We start from the raw sequence: 15,907 nt of genomic DNA on the forward strand, positions 1-15,907 counted from the left end.
GAAGGGCGGGGAGAGGGAGAGATACGTCAGGCAACCTTGGGGTCGAGCTGGCCCGCGGCGTAGCGCTTGGCCATTTCCGCCGTAGTCAGCACCTTCTTGATCTTGCTGGCCTGGCCCGCGGTGTTGAACTCCTGCAGGCGCTGCTTGCACAGCTTGGTCATCGCCTCCATCGCGGGCTTCAGGTACTTGCGCGGATCGAACTCTTCCGGATTGTCCTTCAGCACCTTGCGGATCTGGCCGGTCATCGCCATCCGGTTGTCGGTGTCGATGTTGATCTTGCGCACACCGTTCTTGATGCCGCGCTGGATCTCGGCGACCGGCACGCCCCAGGTCGGCTTCATCTTGCCGCCATTGGCGTTGATGATCTCCTGCAGCTCCTGCGGTACCGACGAGGAGCCGTGCATCACCAGATGCGTGTTCGGCAGCTTGCGATGGATTTCCTCGATCACGTTCATGGCGAGGATGTTGCCGTCGGGCTTGCGGGTGAACTTGTAGGCGCCGTGCGAGGTGCCCATCGCGATCGCCAGCGCGTCAACCTTGGTTTCCTTGACGAACTTCACGGCCTCGTCCGGGTTGGTCAGCAGCTGGTCGTGCGACAGCTTGCCCTCGGCGCCATGGCCGTCTTCCTTGTCGCCCATGCCGGTCTCGAGCGAGCCGAGCACGCCGAGCTCGCCTTCCACCGAGATGCCGCCGAGATGGGCCATGCCGGTCACGGTCTTGGTGACGCCGACATTGTAGTCCCAGTCGCCGGGGGTCTTGCCGTCGGCCTTCAGCGAGCCGTCCATCATGACCGAGGTGAAGCCGGACTGGATCGCGGTCATGCAGGTGGCGGGCTCGTTGCCGTGGTCGAGATGTACGCAGACCGGGATCTGCGGGTAGATCTCGGTGACGGCGTCCATCATGTGCTTGAGCATGACGTCGTTGGCGTAGGACCGCGCGCCGCGCGAAGCCTGGATGATGACGGGCGCGTCGACCTCGGAGGCTGCCGCCATGATCGACAGCGCCTGTTCCATGTTGTTGATGTTGAAGGCAGGTACGCCGTAATCATGCTCGGCCGCGTGGTCGAGCAGTTGCCGCAACGTTATGCGAGCCATTCCATTTCTCCCTGTAGTGCAAGTTCGTGGATGTGAAGCGCGATGAGCTCATTTTCATCGCGCTTTTGCTCTTTGTTTGAGCATGATCTCTTCGGAAAACCGCTTCACACTTTTCCGGATCATGCTCTGGATCAACGGTTTTTCAGAACTTCGACGCCCGGCAGCGGCTTGCCTTCCATCCATTCAAGAAACGCGCCGCCCGCGGTCGAGACGTAGGAAAAATCGCCGCCCACGCCCGCCTGGTTCAGCGCCGCGACGGTGTCGCCGCCGCCGGCGACCGAGATCAGCTTCCTGGCCTTGGTGCGTTCGGCGGCATGCTTGGCCGACACCACGGTGCCGCGGTCGAACGGCGTCAGCTCGAAGGCGCCGAGCGGTCCGTTCCAGACCAGCGTCGCCGCGTCGTCGATCGCGGCATGGATGCGCGCGATCGATTGCGGACCGACGTCGAGGATCATGCCGTCGGCCGGGATCGCATCGAGGCCATAGGCATGCGACGGCGCGTTGGCGGCAAACTGGTTGGCGACGACAGCGTCGACGGGGAGGATGATGGCGCAGTTGGCGGCGTTGGCCTTTTCCATGATCCGCAGCGCGGTCGGGGCAAGATCCTTTTCGGCGAGCGACTTGCCGACGGCGACGCCCTGCGCGTGCAGGAAGGTGTTGGCCATGCCGCCGCCGATCACCAGCGCGTCGACCTTGCTCACGAGGTTTTCCAGGAGGTCGATCTTGGTCGAGACCTTGGCGCCGCCGATGATCGCGATCACCGGCTTGGTCGGCGCTTCCAGCGCCTTGCCGAGCGCGTCGAGCTCGGCCTGCATGGTGCGGCCGGCATAGGCGGGAAGCTTGTGGCCGAGGCCTTCGGTCGAGGCGTGGGCGCGATGCGCGGCGGAGAAGGCGTCGTTGACCCAGATGTCGCCGAGCTTGGCGAGCTCTGCAACGAAGCCGGCGTCGTTCTTCTCCTCTTCCTTATGGAAACGGGTGTTTTCCAGGCAGAGGATGTCGCCGTCCTTGAGGGCCGCGACAGCGGCGGCCGCAGGCTCGCCGATGCAGTCCTCGGCGAAGCCGACCGGGCGCTTGATCACTTTCGACAGCGCTTCGGCGACCGGCTTCAGCGATTCCTTGGGATCGCGTCCCTTGGGGCGGCCGAAATGAGCGAGCAGGATAACCTTGCCGCCCTTGTCGGAAATTTCGGTGATGGTGGGGGCCACGCGCTCGAGCCGGGTGGCGTCGGTGACGCGGCCATTTTCCATGGGGACGTTGAGGTCGACGCGCAGCAGCACGCGCTTGCCCTTCACGTTGACGTCGTCGAGGGTGCGGAACGATTTTGTCATGGGGGGTGTCGAACTCCTGGGGTCATTCCGGGGCGATGCGGAGCATCGAACCTCAGATGCGCAATTGCGCATCGGGGAATCTCGAGATTCCGGGTCTGGTCCTGCGGACCATCCCGGAATGACGGAGCGGCAAAGACGCAGATGCCCGGCGGTGAGCCGGGCATCACGAACAGTCGAACTTAAACCAGCTTGCCGATCGCGACGGCGGTGTCCGCCATACGGTTCGAGAAGCCCCACTCATTGTCGTACCAGGACATCACGCGCACGAAGTTGCCGTTCTGCACCTTGGTCTGGTCCATGTGGAAGGTCGACGAGTGCGGATCGTGGTTGAAGTCGATCGAGACGTTCGGCGCGTTGGTGTAGCCGAGGATGCCCTTGAGCTGCTGCTCGGACGCACGCTTCATCGCCTCGTTGATCTCCTTGACGTCGGTTGCGCGCTTGGCGACGATCTTGAGGTCGATCACGGAAACGTTCGGGGTCGGAACGCGGACCGAGACGCCGTCGAGCTTGCCCTTCAGCTCGGGCAGCACGAGGCCGATCGCCTTCGCGGCACCGGTCGAGGTCGGGATCATCGACATCGCCGCAGCGCGGCCGCGATAGAGATCCTTGTGCAGGGTGTCGAGCGTCGGCTGGTCGCCGGTATAGGCATGGATCGTGGTCATGAAGCCGGTCTCGATGCCGACGGTGTCGTTCAGGACCTTGGCGACCGGCGCGAGGCAGTTGGTGGTGCAGGAGCCGTTCGAGATCACCAGGTGATCCTTGGTCAGCGTGTCGTGGTTGACGCCGTAGACGATGGTGGCGTCAGCACCGTCGGCGGGCGCCGAGACCAGCACGCGCTTGGCGCCGGCTGTGAGGTGCGCGGAGGCCTTGTCCTTCGCGGTGAAGATGCCGGTGCATTCCAGCGCGACGTCGACGCCGAGCGCCTTCCACGGCAGCTTGGAGGGATCGCGCTCGGCCGAAACCTTGATCTTGTTGTCGCCGAGGCTGATCGTGTCGCCGTCGACCGTGACGGTGCCGGGGAAGCGGCCGTGCACGGAATCGAAGCGCAGCAGGTGTGCGTTGGTCTCGACCGGGCCGAGGTCGTTGATGCCGACCACCTCGATGTCCTTGCGGCCGGACTCGGCGATGGCGCGCAGAATGTTGCGGCCGATACGCCCAAACCCGTTGATCGCGACGCGGATTGCCATGCTCGTCTCCTCTAATGCTGTTGTCAGCCCCGCGGGAGCGCTCCCACGAGGTTTTTACGGCGGAACGCCCGGTTCGGCCGGGCGCGTACGGAAAAGATGGAGCTTAGGTAATCCTTTTTTGCGACAAGCTCAACCTTGGCCGACAGGTGTCAGGCCAGCGTCAGACGCGCTTCGTGGCAGCGTTAACGACGGCTTCAGCAGTAATGCCGAAATGCGGGAAAAGGTCCTTCGCCGGGGCGCTGGCGCCGAATCCGTGCATGCCGATGAATTCGCCGTCATGGCCGATCACGGCATCCCAGCCCCAGCGCACCGCGGCCTCGATCGCGATCTTGACTGGGGCGTTGCCGATAATGGCATTTTGCCGTTCGGCGGGCTGTGCCAGCAGCAATTCCAGCGACGGGACCGAGACCACCCGCGTCGCGATGCCGCGTCCGGCGAGCTGCTTCTGCGCCTCGACCGCGATCTGGACCTCGGAACCCGACGCGAACAATGACACTTTTGCGTCACCCTGCGCCGCGACCAGCTCATAGGCGCCGTGGCTGCACGGGTTGTCGTTCGGCGCCGTGGTGCGGAGCTGCGGCAGGTTCTGGCGAGTCAGCGCCAGCACCGTCGGTCCGTCGACGCGGTTGAGCGCCAGTTCCCAGCACTCGGCGGTCTCGACCGCGTCGCAGGGACGGAACACGCGCATGTTGGGCATCGCGCGGAGCGCGGAGAGATGCTCGACCGGCTGGTGCGTCGGGCCGTCTTCGCCGAGGCCGATCGAGTCATGGGTCATGACATAGACGACGCCGGTGCCCATCAGCGCCGACAGCCGCATCGCGCCGCGCGCGTAGTCGGTGAACACCAGGAAGGTGGCGCCGTTCGGCGCGAAGCCGCCATGCAGGAAGATGCCGTTGAGGCATGCCGCCATGCCGTGCTCGCGGACGCCGTAATGGATGAAGCGGCCCTTCGGCGTCTTGGCGCCGAACGCCGTCGCCGACTTCGCCTTGTTGTTGTTGGAGCCGGTGAGGTCGGCGGAGCCGGCGACGAATTCCATCGGCATCGCAGCCGCAATCACCTCGATCGCGGCTTCCGACGATTTGCGGGTCGCGACGTTGAGCGGATTTTCCAGGAGCCCCTTCTTGAAGGCGCGCAGCCCCTTGGCGAGCGACTGCGGCCGCTCGTGGCGAATGCGGCGTTCGAACTCGGCGCGCTTGCGGCTGCCGAGCTGCGCGAACTGCTCGTCCCACGCCTTGTGCTCGGCGGCGCCGCGGGCGCCTGCCTCGCGCCAGGCGTTCAGCACGTCGTCGGGCACCGAGAACGGCTCGAGCGAGATGCCGAGCTTCTCCTTTGCCGCCTTGAGCTCGTCGGCGCCGAGCGCTTCGCCATGCGCCTTGGCGGTGCCGGCCTTGTGCGGCGCGCCGTACCCGATCGTGGTCTTGCAGGCGATCATCGAGGGCTTGTTGGATTTCTGCGCGCGGGTGATTGCAGCGGCGATCGCCTGCGGATCCTGGCCGTCGATCAATTCGGCGGCCCAACCTGCGGACTTGAAGCGCTTCACCTGATCGACGGAATCGGAGATCGAGGTCGGGCCGTCGATCGAGATGCCGTTGTCGTCGTACAGCACGATCATCTTGTTGAGCCGCCAGACACCGGCGAGCGCGATCGCTTCCTGCGAGATGCCCTCCATCAGGTCGCCGTCGGAGGCAAGCACATAGGTGTGGTGGTTGACGATCTTCTTGCCGAACTCGGCGGCCAGCATCTTCTCGGCGAGCGCCATGCCGACCGCGGTCGCGATGCCCTGGCCGAGCGGACCGGTGGTGGTCTCGATGCCCTTGGTGTGGAAGTTCTCGGGGTGTCCCGGTGTAAGCGATCCGAGCTGGCGGAAATGCTTGAGCTGGTCGAGCGTCATGTCCTTGTTGCCGGTGAGGTACAGCAACGAATAGAGCAGCATCGAGCCATGGCCGGCCGAGAGCACGAAGCGGTCGCGATCGGGCCACGCCGTGTCGGCCGCATCGAATTTCAGGAATTTCGTGAACAGGACGGTCGCGATGTCGGCGGCGCCCATCGGCAGGCCGGGATGGCCGGAATTCGCCTTTTCGACGGCGTCCATGGCAAGGCCACGGATCGCATTGGCCATACGGGTGTGATCGACCTGCGTCATGATGAAAAGTCCGCCTAAAATGAGGAGCTGATGCTGGACGCATCGGGCGGGCAGCCGCGATACGCGCGTGGATGGCCTTACGGGTTGGGGGTGGATTAGCACCTCAATTCCGCAAGTCCAAGGCGATGGAACGCCTCAAAACGGGGAAAAGTTGCCCGAAATCGCCTATTTCATTCAACGGTGCATAGTTCTCCGCCGCCGTTGCGCTGGGCTCGCTTGCCACGTAAATTTCGTCCCGTAAACGCTTGCCGAACCGCCTGTTTTGCCGTGCGGCAGGCCTGTCTTCCGCAGGCTACCAAGCCAACCGACTTGAAAGGTCCACGCCGCGTGTCATGAGTGATCGTCTCGCCAACGGGTCTGGCAATACCGAGGCACCGCTTGCCGATATCGATGCTGCGACAAAGCGGCTGATGGCTGCGCTTGATGCGCTGGAGAGCTCGGTGGAGCGGCGCCGCGAGGCCGACCGCGACGAGAACGAATTGGCGAGCCGCATCCAGGCGCTCGGCGCCGATCGCTCCAGGCTTGCCGACGAACTCGACGGATCGCTGGTGAAGACGCGCAAGCTCGAGCGCGCCAATCGCGAGATCGCGGAAAAACTCGACGCGGCAATCGGCAGCATTCGCGCCGTGCTCGACGGCGGAGACAGCAGATGAGCCACATCAACGTCACCATCAATGGCCGGCAATACCGGATGGCCTGCGAGGAGGGCCAGGAGGTGCGGCTCCTGAAGCTCGCGGAAAATCTCCAGCAGCGCGTGGAATCGCTGCGCGGCAAGTTCGGCGAAATCGGCGATGCGCGGCTGACGGTGATGGCGGCGCTCACCGCCTGCGACGAACTGGTTGACGCCAGCGCACGCATCCGCAGCCTCGAGGAAGAGGTCGAGCAGCTGCGCAACGCGCGCGTTGCCGCCATCGACCGCGCCCGCGCGACCCAGACCGCGGTCTCCAACGCGCTCAACGCCGCCGCGGAGCGGATCGAGCGCACCACGCAGGTGCTCAACCGCACCATCGGCGGCGGCATCGCGATCGGGTGATCTATATTTTATTTTCCGGCATCGGGTGATCTTATCCTCCCCTGGAGGGGGAGGATCGACGCTCATGAAATGAGCGGCGAGGTGGGGTGACGGTCTTTCCACACGTGTAGCGCCCGCGTTGAGAGATCACCCCACCCCGGTTCGCATTCCGCTACGCTTCATGCGTACCGACCCTCCCCCTCCAGGGGAGGGTGGAGAGAAGTGCATGAGTCTCGGCTGCGTCTTCCTTACCGCTGGCGGATTGGGGCAACGATGGCTAGATTAGCCCCCGCGAAGCTGCGTCGTGCGTCAGGAGCCATATATCCCCGGGGCCTTATCGATCCTTTAGGGAACTGTCCCTGGCCGGGTCCGTGGACCCGGACATATGGTGCCCACCTACTTTCGTAGGGAACTCCGGGATCGAGCGCTCCAACGGCCTCTGCGGCTTCGCACTGATTTTTGCTGTTGCCTTGTCGTCGCGCTGCGGCGGTTGAATTGTCTAGCAGTGTTGTGCCCCGCGATACGGGGCGTCCAGTGCGCCGCGGCCTGGCCTTAACGAAAGCTAGCGTCTCTGGGATGATGGATCGTCCGTTGTCGCAGACGACGACAGCGGAAGATGGATCATGCACGCATCTCCATCGAAGGCCGAGCTCCGGGCACTTGCTCTCGCCAAGCGCGATGCGCTGAGCGACGAGCAGCGCGCGACGGCTGCCGAAGCACTCGCCAAGCGCGGCGCGCCGTTCGAGATCGCGCCGGGCATGATCGTCTCGGGCTATGCGCCGATCCGCAGCGAGCTCGATCCGGCGCCGTTGATGAAGAAGCTTGCCGACAGGGGCGCGCGGCTCGCGCTGCCCTGCATCAATGCGCGCGGCCAGTCGCTGACCTTCCGCAGCTGGTCGCCGCAGGACCGGCTGATGCTCGGGCCGCTCGGCATTCCCGAGCCGTCGCCGGCCGCCGCCGAGGTGCATCCGGACGTGATGCTGGTGCCGCTCGCGGCATTCGACAAGCTCGGTCACCGCATCGGCTACGGCGCCGGTTATTACGACTATACCTTCGCGCATCTGCGCAAGGCCAAGCATGTGATCGGGGTCGGACTTGCCTTTGCTGCACAGGAAACCAAGGCGATTCCGGCGCTGTCGCACGACGTCCCGCTCGATTTTGTGCTAACGGAGCGCAAGACGTTCGATTTCCGGAGTAGCTAGCCTTGCGAATTCTCTTCGTTGGTGACGTCGTCGGCAGGACCGGCCGCACCGCCATCGCCGACCACCTTCCCGGCATGATCAGGGACTGGTCGCTCGATCTCGTGGTCGTCAATGGCGAGAATTCCGCCGGCGGCTTCGGCATCACCGAGGCGATCTATCAGGAGCTGCTCGACGCCGGCGCCGATGCGATCACGCTCGGCAACCACGCCTGGAATCAGAAGGAGGCGCTGGTCTTCATCGAGCGCGCGCCGCGCCTGATCCGCCCGCTGAATTTTCCGCGCCATTCGCCCGGCCGCGGCGCCACGCTGGTCGATACCAAGAGCGGCAAGCGCGCGCTGGTCCTCAACGCGATCGGCCGCGTCTTCATGGAGCCGTCCTCGAATGATCCGTTCAGCGCCATCGAGCGCGAGCTCGAGGCCTGCCCGCTGCGCGAGGGCTGTGATGCCATCGTGCTCGATTTCCATGCCGAGGCGACCAGCGAGAAGCAGGGCGTCGGCTTCTTCTGCGACGGCCGCGTCAGCCTCGTGGTCGGTACCCATACCCACGTGCCGACCGCCGATCATCAGGTGCTGCCGGGCGGCACCGCCTATATGAGCGATGCCGGCATGACCGGCGACTATGACTCGGTGATCGGCATGCAGAAGGAGGAGCCGCTGCAGCGCTTCCTCACCGGCATTCCCTCCGGCCGTTTCGAGCCGGCGGGCGGCGTGGCAACACTGAGCGGCATCGCGGTCGAGACCGACGATGCGACCGGGCTCGCGGTGAAGGTCGCGCCGGTGCGCGCCGGCGGGCGGCTCGAGCCTGCGGTGCCGGGGTTTTGGGTGAAGTGAGGTTGCCGTAGCCCGGATGAAGCGAAACGAAATCCGGGAATCTCTCCGCGGTCGCATTGATCCGGATTGCGCTTCGCTGCATCCGGGCTACGAACTACGACTGCCGAAAACCCATCCGGAATGCGCCCCAGTGGCGGCCGTTCACGACGATCGGCGATGACAGGTCCTTCATCAGCACGAAATTGCCGCCGCCCATGTCGCGGCGATAGGTCTGCAGCAGGAACGGTTTTTTGTTGGCTGCGACCTTGCTCACCGCGCGATCGTTGAACAGGCGGCGGTTGCGGCAATTGGCGTTGTTCCACACCGGGTCCGGCCCCTGCGGCTGCCGGTAGTTCGGATTGTGGGTCGGCAGATAGCCGCTGCGCGCCCAGGCGACGCAGAACACGATGCGCGGATCGCTCTTCTGGATCGGATCCTGGATCGCGGGCAGCACGCGGTCGGTAAACGCGACGTAGTCGGTCAGGTACTGCTTCGGATTGGTGCCGGCGATCTCGCGATAATTCTCGTCCATCAATTGCGCGAGCGTGATCTCGCCGCGCGCCACGGCATTCTCGAACAGCTCCGAGATCTGCCTTGCGGTGTCGATCACGACGCGGATCAGCGGCGTGTCGCTGGTCTGCACGCCGCTGTCGGCGATGGTCACGATCAGGCTCTCGGAGAGTTCGAGCAGTTTCGCGACGCGGCTGTCGGCGTGCTTGAGGTCGCGCGAGGAGAGATCGACGCCCTTCGCCAGCTCGTTCAGCTCCGCGATCACGCTGTCGCAATGGCCGAGATTGGAGGTCGCGGCGCGCGCCACGCTGCCGATCTCGGCGCCGACGGATGAGAAGCCTTCCTGCACGCGCATGATGATGGCCGAAATCTGCTGGGCGCCTTCGCCGGCGCTCTTGGCGCGCAACGAGGCATCGCTGCTCTCGCCGATCAGGCTGCCGATCTGGCCGTCGAGATCGCGCACGGTATCGGAAATCTGATGCGTCGCCTGGCGGGTTGCTTCCGCAAGGTTCTTGACCTCGCTCGCGACCACCGCAAAGCCGCGGCCCGCATTGCCGGCGCGCGCCGCCTCGATGGTGGCGTTGAGCGCCAGCAGATTGGTCTGCTTGGCGATCGCCTCGATCGAACCGGAAACCTTGGCGACCTGGCTCAGCGCGGAGCCGACCGCGGCGAGCCGCGCCTCGATCCGTCCGACCGCCGCGACGAGCTCCGCGATATGGCTGACCGCCGTCTCGACCACATGGCGCGACTCCGCGATCTGGCCGACCGCGGCGGATGCGGTCGTTTGCACCGCCTGCGATGCGTTGGCGATGTCGTGATTGGCGGCGACCATCGTCTCGGCCGTCGTCTGCAAATGATGGAAGCGCTCGGACTGGCTGCTGACGCGGTTCGCGACCTCCTGGACGTTGCCGGCGATGTCGGCGAGTTCCACCCCCAGGCCGCCGATGCGGTCGGCGAGCTGGTCCACCAGCCGCTCGGCCAGCGTTCGGTCCGATGACGTATCCAGAACTGCAAGCTGCGCGGCCGACATGTCGACGCTTCCTCCGTTACAGCGGCCCGTCGGCCGCCGCAGCATTCCCCATTCCAACCCTAAAGCGTGATTCGCGCTGCCGGTCTTGCCTGAGCGCGCACTCGGGCCTTTTGTCGCTACGAAGCGTTCAAAGCTTGTAGGCGGTGCGGAACCCGCCCCAGTGCCGGCCGCGCACGCGGATCGGTACGTCGATCTCGCGCATCATCACCGTGTTGCCGCCTCCCATGTCGCGCGCATAGGTCTGGATCAGATAGGCGCGCTGGTTGCGGCCGGCGGCGAGGCCCGCGGCGTCGTTGAAGATGCGGCGGTTGCGGCTGTTGGCGGTGTTGTAAGCCACGTCGCCCGGCCGCTGCGGCTGCGAGTAGAGCTTGTTGTGGACGGGCAGATAGCCGTTCTGGTCGATCATCACGCAGAATGCCATCCGCTTGTCCCTGGCGAGGAACGCCTCTTGGAACGCCGGCAGCGTGCGCTCCGCCCAGTCCAGCATTTTGGTGCGGTACTGCACCGGGTTGGTGCCTGCGATCTCGACATAGTCGGTGTCGAACATGTCGGCGATCGTAATCGCGCCGCTCGCCAGCCCGTTCTCGAACATCTTGCCCAGCGTGCTGCCGGCTTCGATCGCGCGGGTGACGAGCTCGGCGTTCTCCTCGTGGATCGCCCACATCCGGTCTTCGATTTTTTCGCGCAGCTCGGCGGTTGCCGCCTCGAAGCGGGCCTGGCTGCCTGCCTTGGAGCGCTCGCCGACCCGGATCCGGCACGCGCCGATCTCCTGCAATGTCGCGTTCAGGGTCTCCTGCACCGGCAGCTTCCCGGCATCGGCGCCGCCGATCAAAATGCCGTCCATCGCGATCTCGTAGACCGGCGCGGTGATGATGCCGCGCGCGGTCGTGATCTCGATCTTGAGGCTGCAGGGCAGGCGCTCGTTCTTGCGCGGATCGCCGCGCTCGTCCTGGCGCAGCAGCACCGCGCAGCGCGCTTTCAGCTTCTGGGCGAAGGCGGTCACCGCCTTGCCGGCCCTGGCGACATTGTCGCCATGCGCGGCGGCTTCGCGCGTTGCACTGTCGATCTCGCCGGCGCTGGTGCCGACCGAGACGATGAAGTGCGAGGCGGAGTCGGCGTTCTGGCCCATCTCGCCGGTGATTTCATTCTGCTCGGCAACCGCGCCGTTGACGTTCTCGAACACCGGGCGGATCTTTTCGATCGCCTGGGAGATGCGGTGCACCGCGTCCGCCGATCCGGTGGCATCCTTCTGCAACGCCTCGATCTTGCGGGTGATCTCCTCGGTCGCGCTCTGGGTCTGCACCGCCAGCGCCTTGACCTCGGTTGCGACCACCGCAAAGCCCTTGCCGGCGGCACCGGCGCGCGCCGCCTCGATCGTCGAGTTCAGCGCGAGCAGCGTGGTCTGCCGCGCGATCTGTGCGATCAGATTGACGACGTTGCCGATCGCGGCCGAGGATTCGCGCAGGCGATCGACATTGGCGGTGGCCTCGCGCGCCGCGGCCGCGGCGTCGTCGGCGAGCTGGCTCGCGCTGCGCACCTGTGCCCCGATGCCCTCGGCGGAGTGGGTGAAGCGGTCGGCGGCTTGCGAGAACGTCGTCGCGGTGCTCTGCGCATCGCTGCTGCGGCCGGTCAGCGCGTCGGTGCGGGTGCGGATCGTGGCGAGCTTGGCTGCCGTCGCCTCGGCGCCGTCGGCGACCGAGCTCGCGGCGCGTTCGAGCTGGCGGATCATCGCGCCGAGCTCGAGTTCCAGCAATTCCAGGATCTCCTTGGAGGAATCCTTGGCCGAATCAGTCTCGGTCGAGACCTCAAGGGTTGCGGCCGCGGTTGGAACCTGCGGCGCGACGGCCGGCGCAGCCGGCTCCGGCACTTGCTTTCGAAACAAACCGAACGCCATGTGGGCTCTTTGGGGGCTGTGGAAAGTTGCGGCGGGACGGGGCGATCCTCGCACCCGGGCATGAAGTCATGGTTAACAAGTGCCTCATATTCCGGCTTGCGGTAGTATTGCTCTGCCGGAGGGCCCCGCCGATCCTTTGATTTTGACCGTGAGGGGCCTATAAGGCCGCGTTTTCCATCCCTGTTCAGACCCTAAGCTCCGAAGAGACGTCGCATGGCCGGCCATTCCCAATTCAAGAACATCATGCACCGCAAGGGCCGGCAGGATGCCCAGAAGTCGAAGCTTTTCGGCAAGCTGGCCCGCGAAATCACCGTGGCGGCCAAGCTCGGCACCCCGGACCCGGCGATGAATCCGCGGCTGCGCGCCGCCGTGGTCGCGGCCCGCGCCGAGAACATGCCCAAGGACAATATCGACCGTGCCATCAAGAAGGCCGCCGGCAATGAAGGCGAGAACTATGACGAGATCCGCTACGAGGGCTATGGCCCCGGCGGCGTCGCAGTCATCGTCGAGGCGCTGACCGACAACCGCAACCGCGCCGCTTCCGATATCCGCTCCTTCTTCACCAAGTCGGGCGGCAATCTCGGCGAAACCGGCTCGGTCGCCTTTATGTTCGACCGCACCGGCATCATCGAATACGACGCCAAGGTCGCCTCCGACGACGCCATGCTGGACGCCGCGATCGAGGCCGGCGCCGACGACGTGGTCTCCAGCGAAGGCGGCCACGAGGTCTACGCCTCGCAGGACACCTTCCGCGAAGTCGCAAAAGCGCTGGAAGCGAAGTTCGGCGAGCCGCGCAAGGCGGCGCTGACCTGGAAGCCGCAGAACACCGTCGCGGTCGACGACGAGACCGGCGAAAAGCTGCTGAAGCTGATGGACCTGCTCAACGAGCACGACGACGTCCAGAACGTGTTCGCCAATTTCGAGGTGTCCGACGCGCTGATCGCGAAGATGGGCGGCTAGTCGCTTGCACTGCTGTCGTCGCCCGGCTGGACCGGGCGACCCAGCATTCCAGAGACATGCATTTGATCCGAGAAGCCGCGGCGTACTGGATCCCCCGCTCCCGTGCGCAATTGCGCACTAGGCGGGGATGACAAGTGGGTCGAGTACGACGACCGCGGCAGGGGATGAGGCTCCGTTTGTGTTTCGTTCTCCCGGCGCAGGCGGTATCACTAGCCCATGACATCCCAGCCGATTCGCTCTCCCGTCCGCATCATCGGTATCGATCCGGGTCTCCGCCGCACCGGCTGGGGGGTGATCGAGACCGAAGGCAATCGTCTCGTCTATATCGCCTGCGGTTCGGTCGAGCCGCCGGACGATCTGCCGCTGGCGAGCCGGCTGCTTGCAATCCATGAGGGGCTGGCCGCCGTGCTCGGCGATTACAAGCCTGCGGAGGCGGCGGTCGAGCAGACCTTCGTCAACAAGGACGGCGTTGCCACCCTGAAGCTCGGCCAGGCGCGCGGCGTCGCCATGCTGGCGCCCGCAATGTTCGGTATCTCGGTCGCCGAATACGCGCCGAACCAGGTCAAGAAGACCGTGGTCGGCGCCGGACATGCCGAGAAGAACCAGATCCAGGTGATGCTGAAGATCCTGCTGCCGAAAGCCGAGCCGCCGTCCGCCGACGCCGCGGACGCGCTCGCGGTCGCGATCACCCACGCCCATCACCGCCAGAGCACCGCGCTGCGGCTCAGGGTGGCGAGCCTATGATCGGCAAGCTGAAGGGCCTGATCGATTCCTATGGCGAGGATTACGTGATCCTCGACGTCGGCGGCGTCGGCTATCAGGTGCACTGCGCGGGCCGCACGTTGCAGGCGTTGCCGTCGCCAGGCGGCGTCGCCGTGCTCTCGATCGAGACCTATGTCCGCGAGGATCAGATCAAACTGTTCGGCTTTCGCAGCGATCACGAGCGCGAATGGTTTCGCCTGCTGCAGACCGTGCAGGGGGTCGGCGCCAAGGTCGCGCTCGCGGTGCTCGGCACGCTGCCGCCGACCGATCTCGCCAACGCCATCGCGCTGCGCGACAAGGCGGCGGTGGCGCGGACGCCGGGAGTCGGGCCGAAGGTCGCCGAGCGCATCGTCAGCGAATTGAAGGACAAGGCGCCAGGCTTTGCCGATGTCGATCCCGCGGTGGTGCAACTGTCAGGCGCGATCGACAACAACCGCGCGCCACGTCCTGTCACCGACGCGATCTCGGCGCTGGTCAATCTCGGCTACGGCCAGCCGCAGGCCGCCGCCGCCATCGCCGCCGCCTCGCGCAGCGCCGGTGAGAAGGCCGAGACCGCGCAGCTGATCCGGCTGGGGTTGAAGGAACTGTCGAAGTGATCAGTGGATTGGAGCGCCTCTGTTCTTCACCTCGCCCCGCTTGCGGGGAGAGGTCGGATCGCATCGCAGATGCGATCCGGGTGAGGGGGTACAGGTCTCGACACACATTGCGCTCGCGGAAGCAGCCCCTCACCCCAACCCTCTCCCCGCAAGAGCCGGGAGAGGGAGAACAATCTCGTGTTAGTCTCGCATCATGAATACGCCCTCGCGCATGGTCTCGCCTGAACGCCGCTCCGACGATGTCGGTGACACCGCGCTGCGGCCGCAGTCGCTGACGGAGTTCGTCGGTCAGGCCCAGGCGCGCAAGAATCTCTCGATCTTCATCGAGGCTGCGAAGAAACGCGGCGAGGCGCTCGATCACGTGCTGTTCGTCGGTCCCCCCGGCCTCGGCAAGACCACGCTGGCGCAGATCGTCGCGCGTGAGCTCGGCGTTGGCTTTCGTGCCACCTCCGGCCCTGTCATTGCGAAGGCCGGCGATCTCGCGGCGCTGCTGACCAATCTCGAAGAACGCGACGTGCTGTTCATCGACGAGATCCATCGCCTCAGCCCAGCGGTCGAGGAAGTGCTCTATCCCGCGATGGAGGATTTCCAGCTCGACCTGATCATCGGCGAGGGTCCGGCGGCGCGCTCGGTCAAGATCGAATTGTCGAAGTTCACGCTGGTCGGCGCGACGACGCGCGCAGGCCTGCTCACCAATCCGTTGCGCGACCGCTTCGGCATTCCGATCCGGCTCAACTTCTACACCGAGGAAGAGCTCGAGAAGATCGTCACCCGCGGTGCCCGCGTGCTCAACATCGGCATGACGGCCGACGGCGCCAACGAGATCGCGCGCCGCGCCCGCGGCACGCCGCGCATCGCCGGCCGCCTGTTGCGCCGGGTGCGCGACTTTGCCTCGGCCGCCGATGCCGATTCCGTCGACCGCGGCATCGCTGACCGGGCGTTGAGCGCGCTCGAGGTGGACAGCGTCGGGTTAGACGCGATGGACCGGCGCTATCTCACCACCATCGCGTTGAACTATGGCGGCGGGCCGGTCGGCGTCGAGACCATGGCGGCGGCGCTGTCGGAGCCGCGCGATGCGATCGAGGACATCATCGAGCCCTATCTGATCCAGTGCGGCTATCTGCAGCGTACTCCGCGTGGCCGGCTCCTGACCTCGCACGCCTTCCGCCATCTCGGCCTCGCCGAGCCGAACCGCGACCCCTCGCAGTTCGGCCTGTTCGGCGGCAATGGCGACGAGGATTGACGCATGATCTGGAAGAGCGCGAGGCGGTTCTTCATGCTCAAAGGCCTCCGCTCCCGAAGTCGTGAAGAGACGTGTTGATGCGGCGCATCGCACTTGCCGGTAACCTTGCGCGCTAACCATTGCGTCATCTCTGCAGG

General features: G+C 65.5%; 14 protein-coding genes and 1 other RNA gene. 9 read left to right on the top strand and 6 right to left on the bottom strand.

The window, feature by feature from the left end; translation table 11 throughout:
* Positions 1–26 precede the first annotated feature (26 nt).
* From fba to tkt, 4 genes are all read right to left on the bottom strand, one after another.
* Positions 27–1,094, bottom strand: a complete 1,068-nt coding sequence (fba, locus tag ACZBJS_RS20325; protein WP_168859026.1) for a class II fructose-bisphosphate aldolase — start codon at positions 1,092–1,094, stop codon at positions 27–29.
* A 131-nt stretch (positions 1,095–1,225) separates the two neighbouring features.
* Positions 1,226–2,422: a phosphoglycerate kinase gene (locus ACZBJS_RS20330; RefSeq protein ID WP_057016200.1), complete on the bottom strand. Its 1,197-nt coding sequence runs from the start codon at positions 2,420–2,422 to the stop codon at positions 1,226–1,228.
* A 179-nt stretch (positions 2,423–2,601) separates the two neighbouring features.
* Positions 2,602–3,609: a type I glyceraldehyde-3-phosphate dehydrogenase gene (gap, locus tag ACZBJS_RS20335; protein WP_016842563.1), complete on the bottom strand. Its 1,008-nt coding sequence runs from the start codon at positions 3,607–3,609 to the stop codon at positions 2,602–2,604.
* A gap of 160 nt (positions 3,610–3,769) precedes the next feature.
* Complete coding sequence (gene tkt / locus ACZBJS_RS20340; RefSeq protein WP_229190966.1) at positions 3,770–5,752, bottom strand: transketolase; 1,983 nt, start codon at positions 5,750–5,752, stop codon at positions 3,770–3,772.
* A gap of 332 nt (positions 5,753–6,084) precedes the next feature.
* Between tkt and ACZBJS_RS20345 the strand changes: the two genes are divergently transcribed.
* From ACZBJS_RS20345 to ACZBJS_RS20365, 5 genes are all read left to right on the top strand, one after another.
* The gene (locus ACZBJS_RS20345; RefSeq protein ID WP_018269681.1) at positions 6,085–6,405 is read left to right on the top strand and encodes a DUF4164 domain-containing protein; all 321 of its coding nucleotides are present in this window, start codon (positions 6,085–6,087) and stop codon (positions 6,403–6,405) included.
* The gene (locus tag ACZBJS_RS20350; protein ID WP_028332812.1) at positions 6,402–6,785 is read left to right on the top strand and encodes a cell division protein ZapA; all 384 of its coding nucleotides are present in this window, start codon (positions 6,402–6,404) and stop codon (positions 6,783–6,785) included. The genes ACZBJS_RS20345 and ACZBJS_RS20350 overlap by 4 nt, the downstream gene beginning before the upstream one ends.
* A 270-nt stretch (positions 6,786–7,055) precedes the next feature.
* Positions 7,056–7,216: non-coding RNA, 6S RNA (ssrS, locus tag ACZBJS_RS20355), on the top strand.
* Positions 7,217–7,387: 171 nt separating this feature from the next.
* The gene (locus tag ACZBJS_RS20360; protein WP_057016202.1) at positions 7,388–7,966 is read left to right on the top strand and encodes a 5-formyltetrahydrofolate cyclo-ligase; all 579 of its coding nucleotides are present in this window, start codon (positions 7,388–7,390) and stop codon (positions 7,964–7,966) included.
* 2 nt (positions 7,967–7,968) lie between these two features.
* A complete protein-coding gene (locus ACZBJS_RS20365; RefSeq protein ID WP_253624978.1) occupies positions 7,969–8,796 on the top strand; it encodes a TIGR00282 family metallophosphoesterase in 828 nt (275 codons plus the stop codon).
* Between the two features lie 94 nt (positions 8,797–8,890).
* On the opposite strand, the gene ACZBJS_RS20370 is transcribed toward ACZBJS_RS20365, so the two are convergent.
* Both ACZBJS_RS20370 and ACZBJS_RS20375 read right to left on the bottom strand, forming a co-directional pair.
* Positions 8,891–10,315 carry a methyl-accepting chemotaxis protein gene (locus ACZBJS_RS20370; protein ID WP_316396484.1) on the bottom strand — a complete coding sequence of 475 codons (1,425 nt, stop codon included), beginning with the start codon at positions 10,313–10,315 and terminating at the stop codon, positions 8,891–8,893.
* 127 nt (positions 10,316–10,442) lie between these two features.
* Complete coding sequence (locus ACZBJS_RS20375; protein WP_463439069.1) at positions 10,443–12,209, bottom strand: methyl-accepting chemotaxis protein; 1,767 nt, start codon at positions 12,207–12,209, stop codon at positions 10,443–10,445.
* Positions 12,210–12,422: 213 nt separating this feature from the next.
* On the opposite strand from ACZBJS_RS20375, the gene ACZBJS_RS20380 reads away from it, so the two are divergent.
* The 4 genes from ACZBJS_RS20380 (at position 12,423) to ruvB (ending at position 15,770) form a co-directional block, all read left to right on the top strand.
* On the top strand, positions 12,423–13,169 hold the full coding sequence (locus ACZBJS_RS20380) for a YebC/PmpR family DNA-binding transcriptional regulator (protein WP_016842553.1): 747 nt from the start codon (positions 12,423–12,425) through the stop codon (positions 13,167–13,169).
* 216 nt (positions 13,170–13,385) lie between these two features.
* Positions 13,386–13,913 (top strand): crossover junction endodeoxyribonuclease RuvC, encoded by a 528-nt coding sequence (ruvC, locus tag ACZBJS_RS20385; RefSeq protein WP_028343970.1) that lies wholly within the window; start codon positions 13,386–13,388, stop codon positions 13,911–13,913.
* A complete protein-coding gene (gene ruvA / locus ACZBJS_RS20390; RefSeq protein ID WP_463439070.1) occupies positions 13,910–14,527 on the top strand; it encodes a Holliday junction branch migration protein RuvA in 618 nt (205 codons plus the stop codon). Before ruvC ends, ruvA begins: the two co-directional genes overlap by 4 nt.
* Positions 14,528–14,720: 193 nt before the next feature.
* A complete protein-coding gene (ruvB, locus tag ACZBJS_RS20395; protein WP_316396488.1) occupies positions 14,721–15,770 on the top strand; it encodes a Holliday junction branch migration DNA helicase RuvB in 1,050 nt (349 codons plus the stop codon).
* The last annotated feature ends 137 nt before the right edge of the window (positions 15,771–15,907 follow it).

The sequence above is a fragment of the Bradyrhizobium sp. KZN70725 genome, assembly GCF_055264925.1.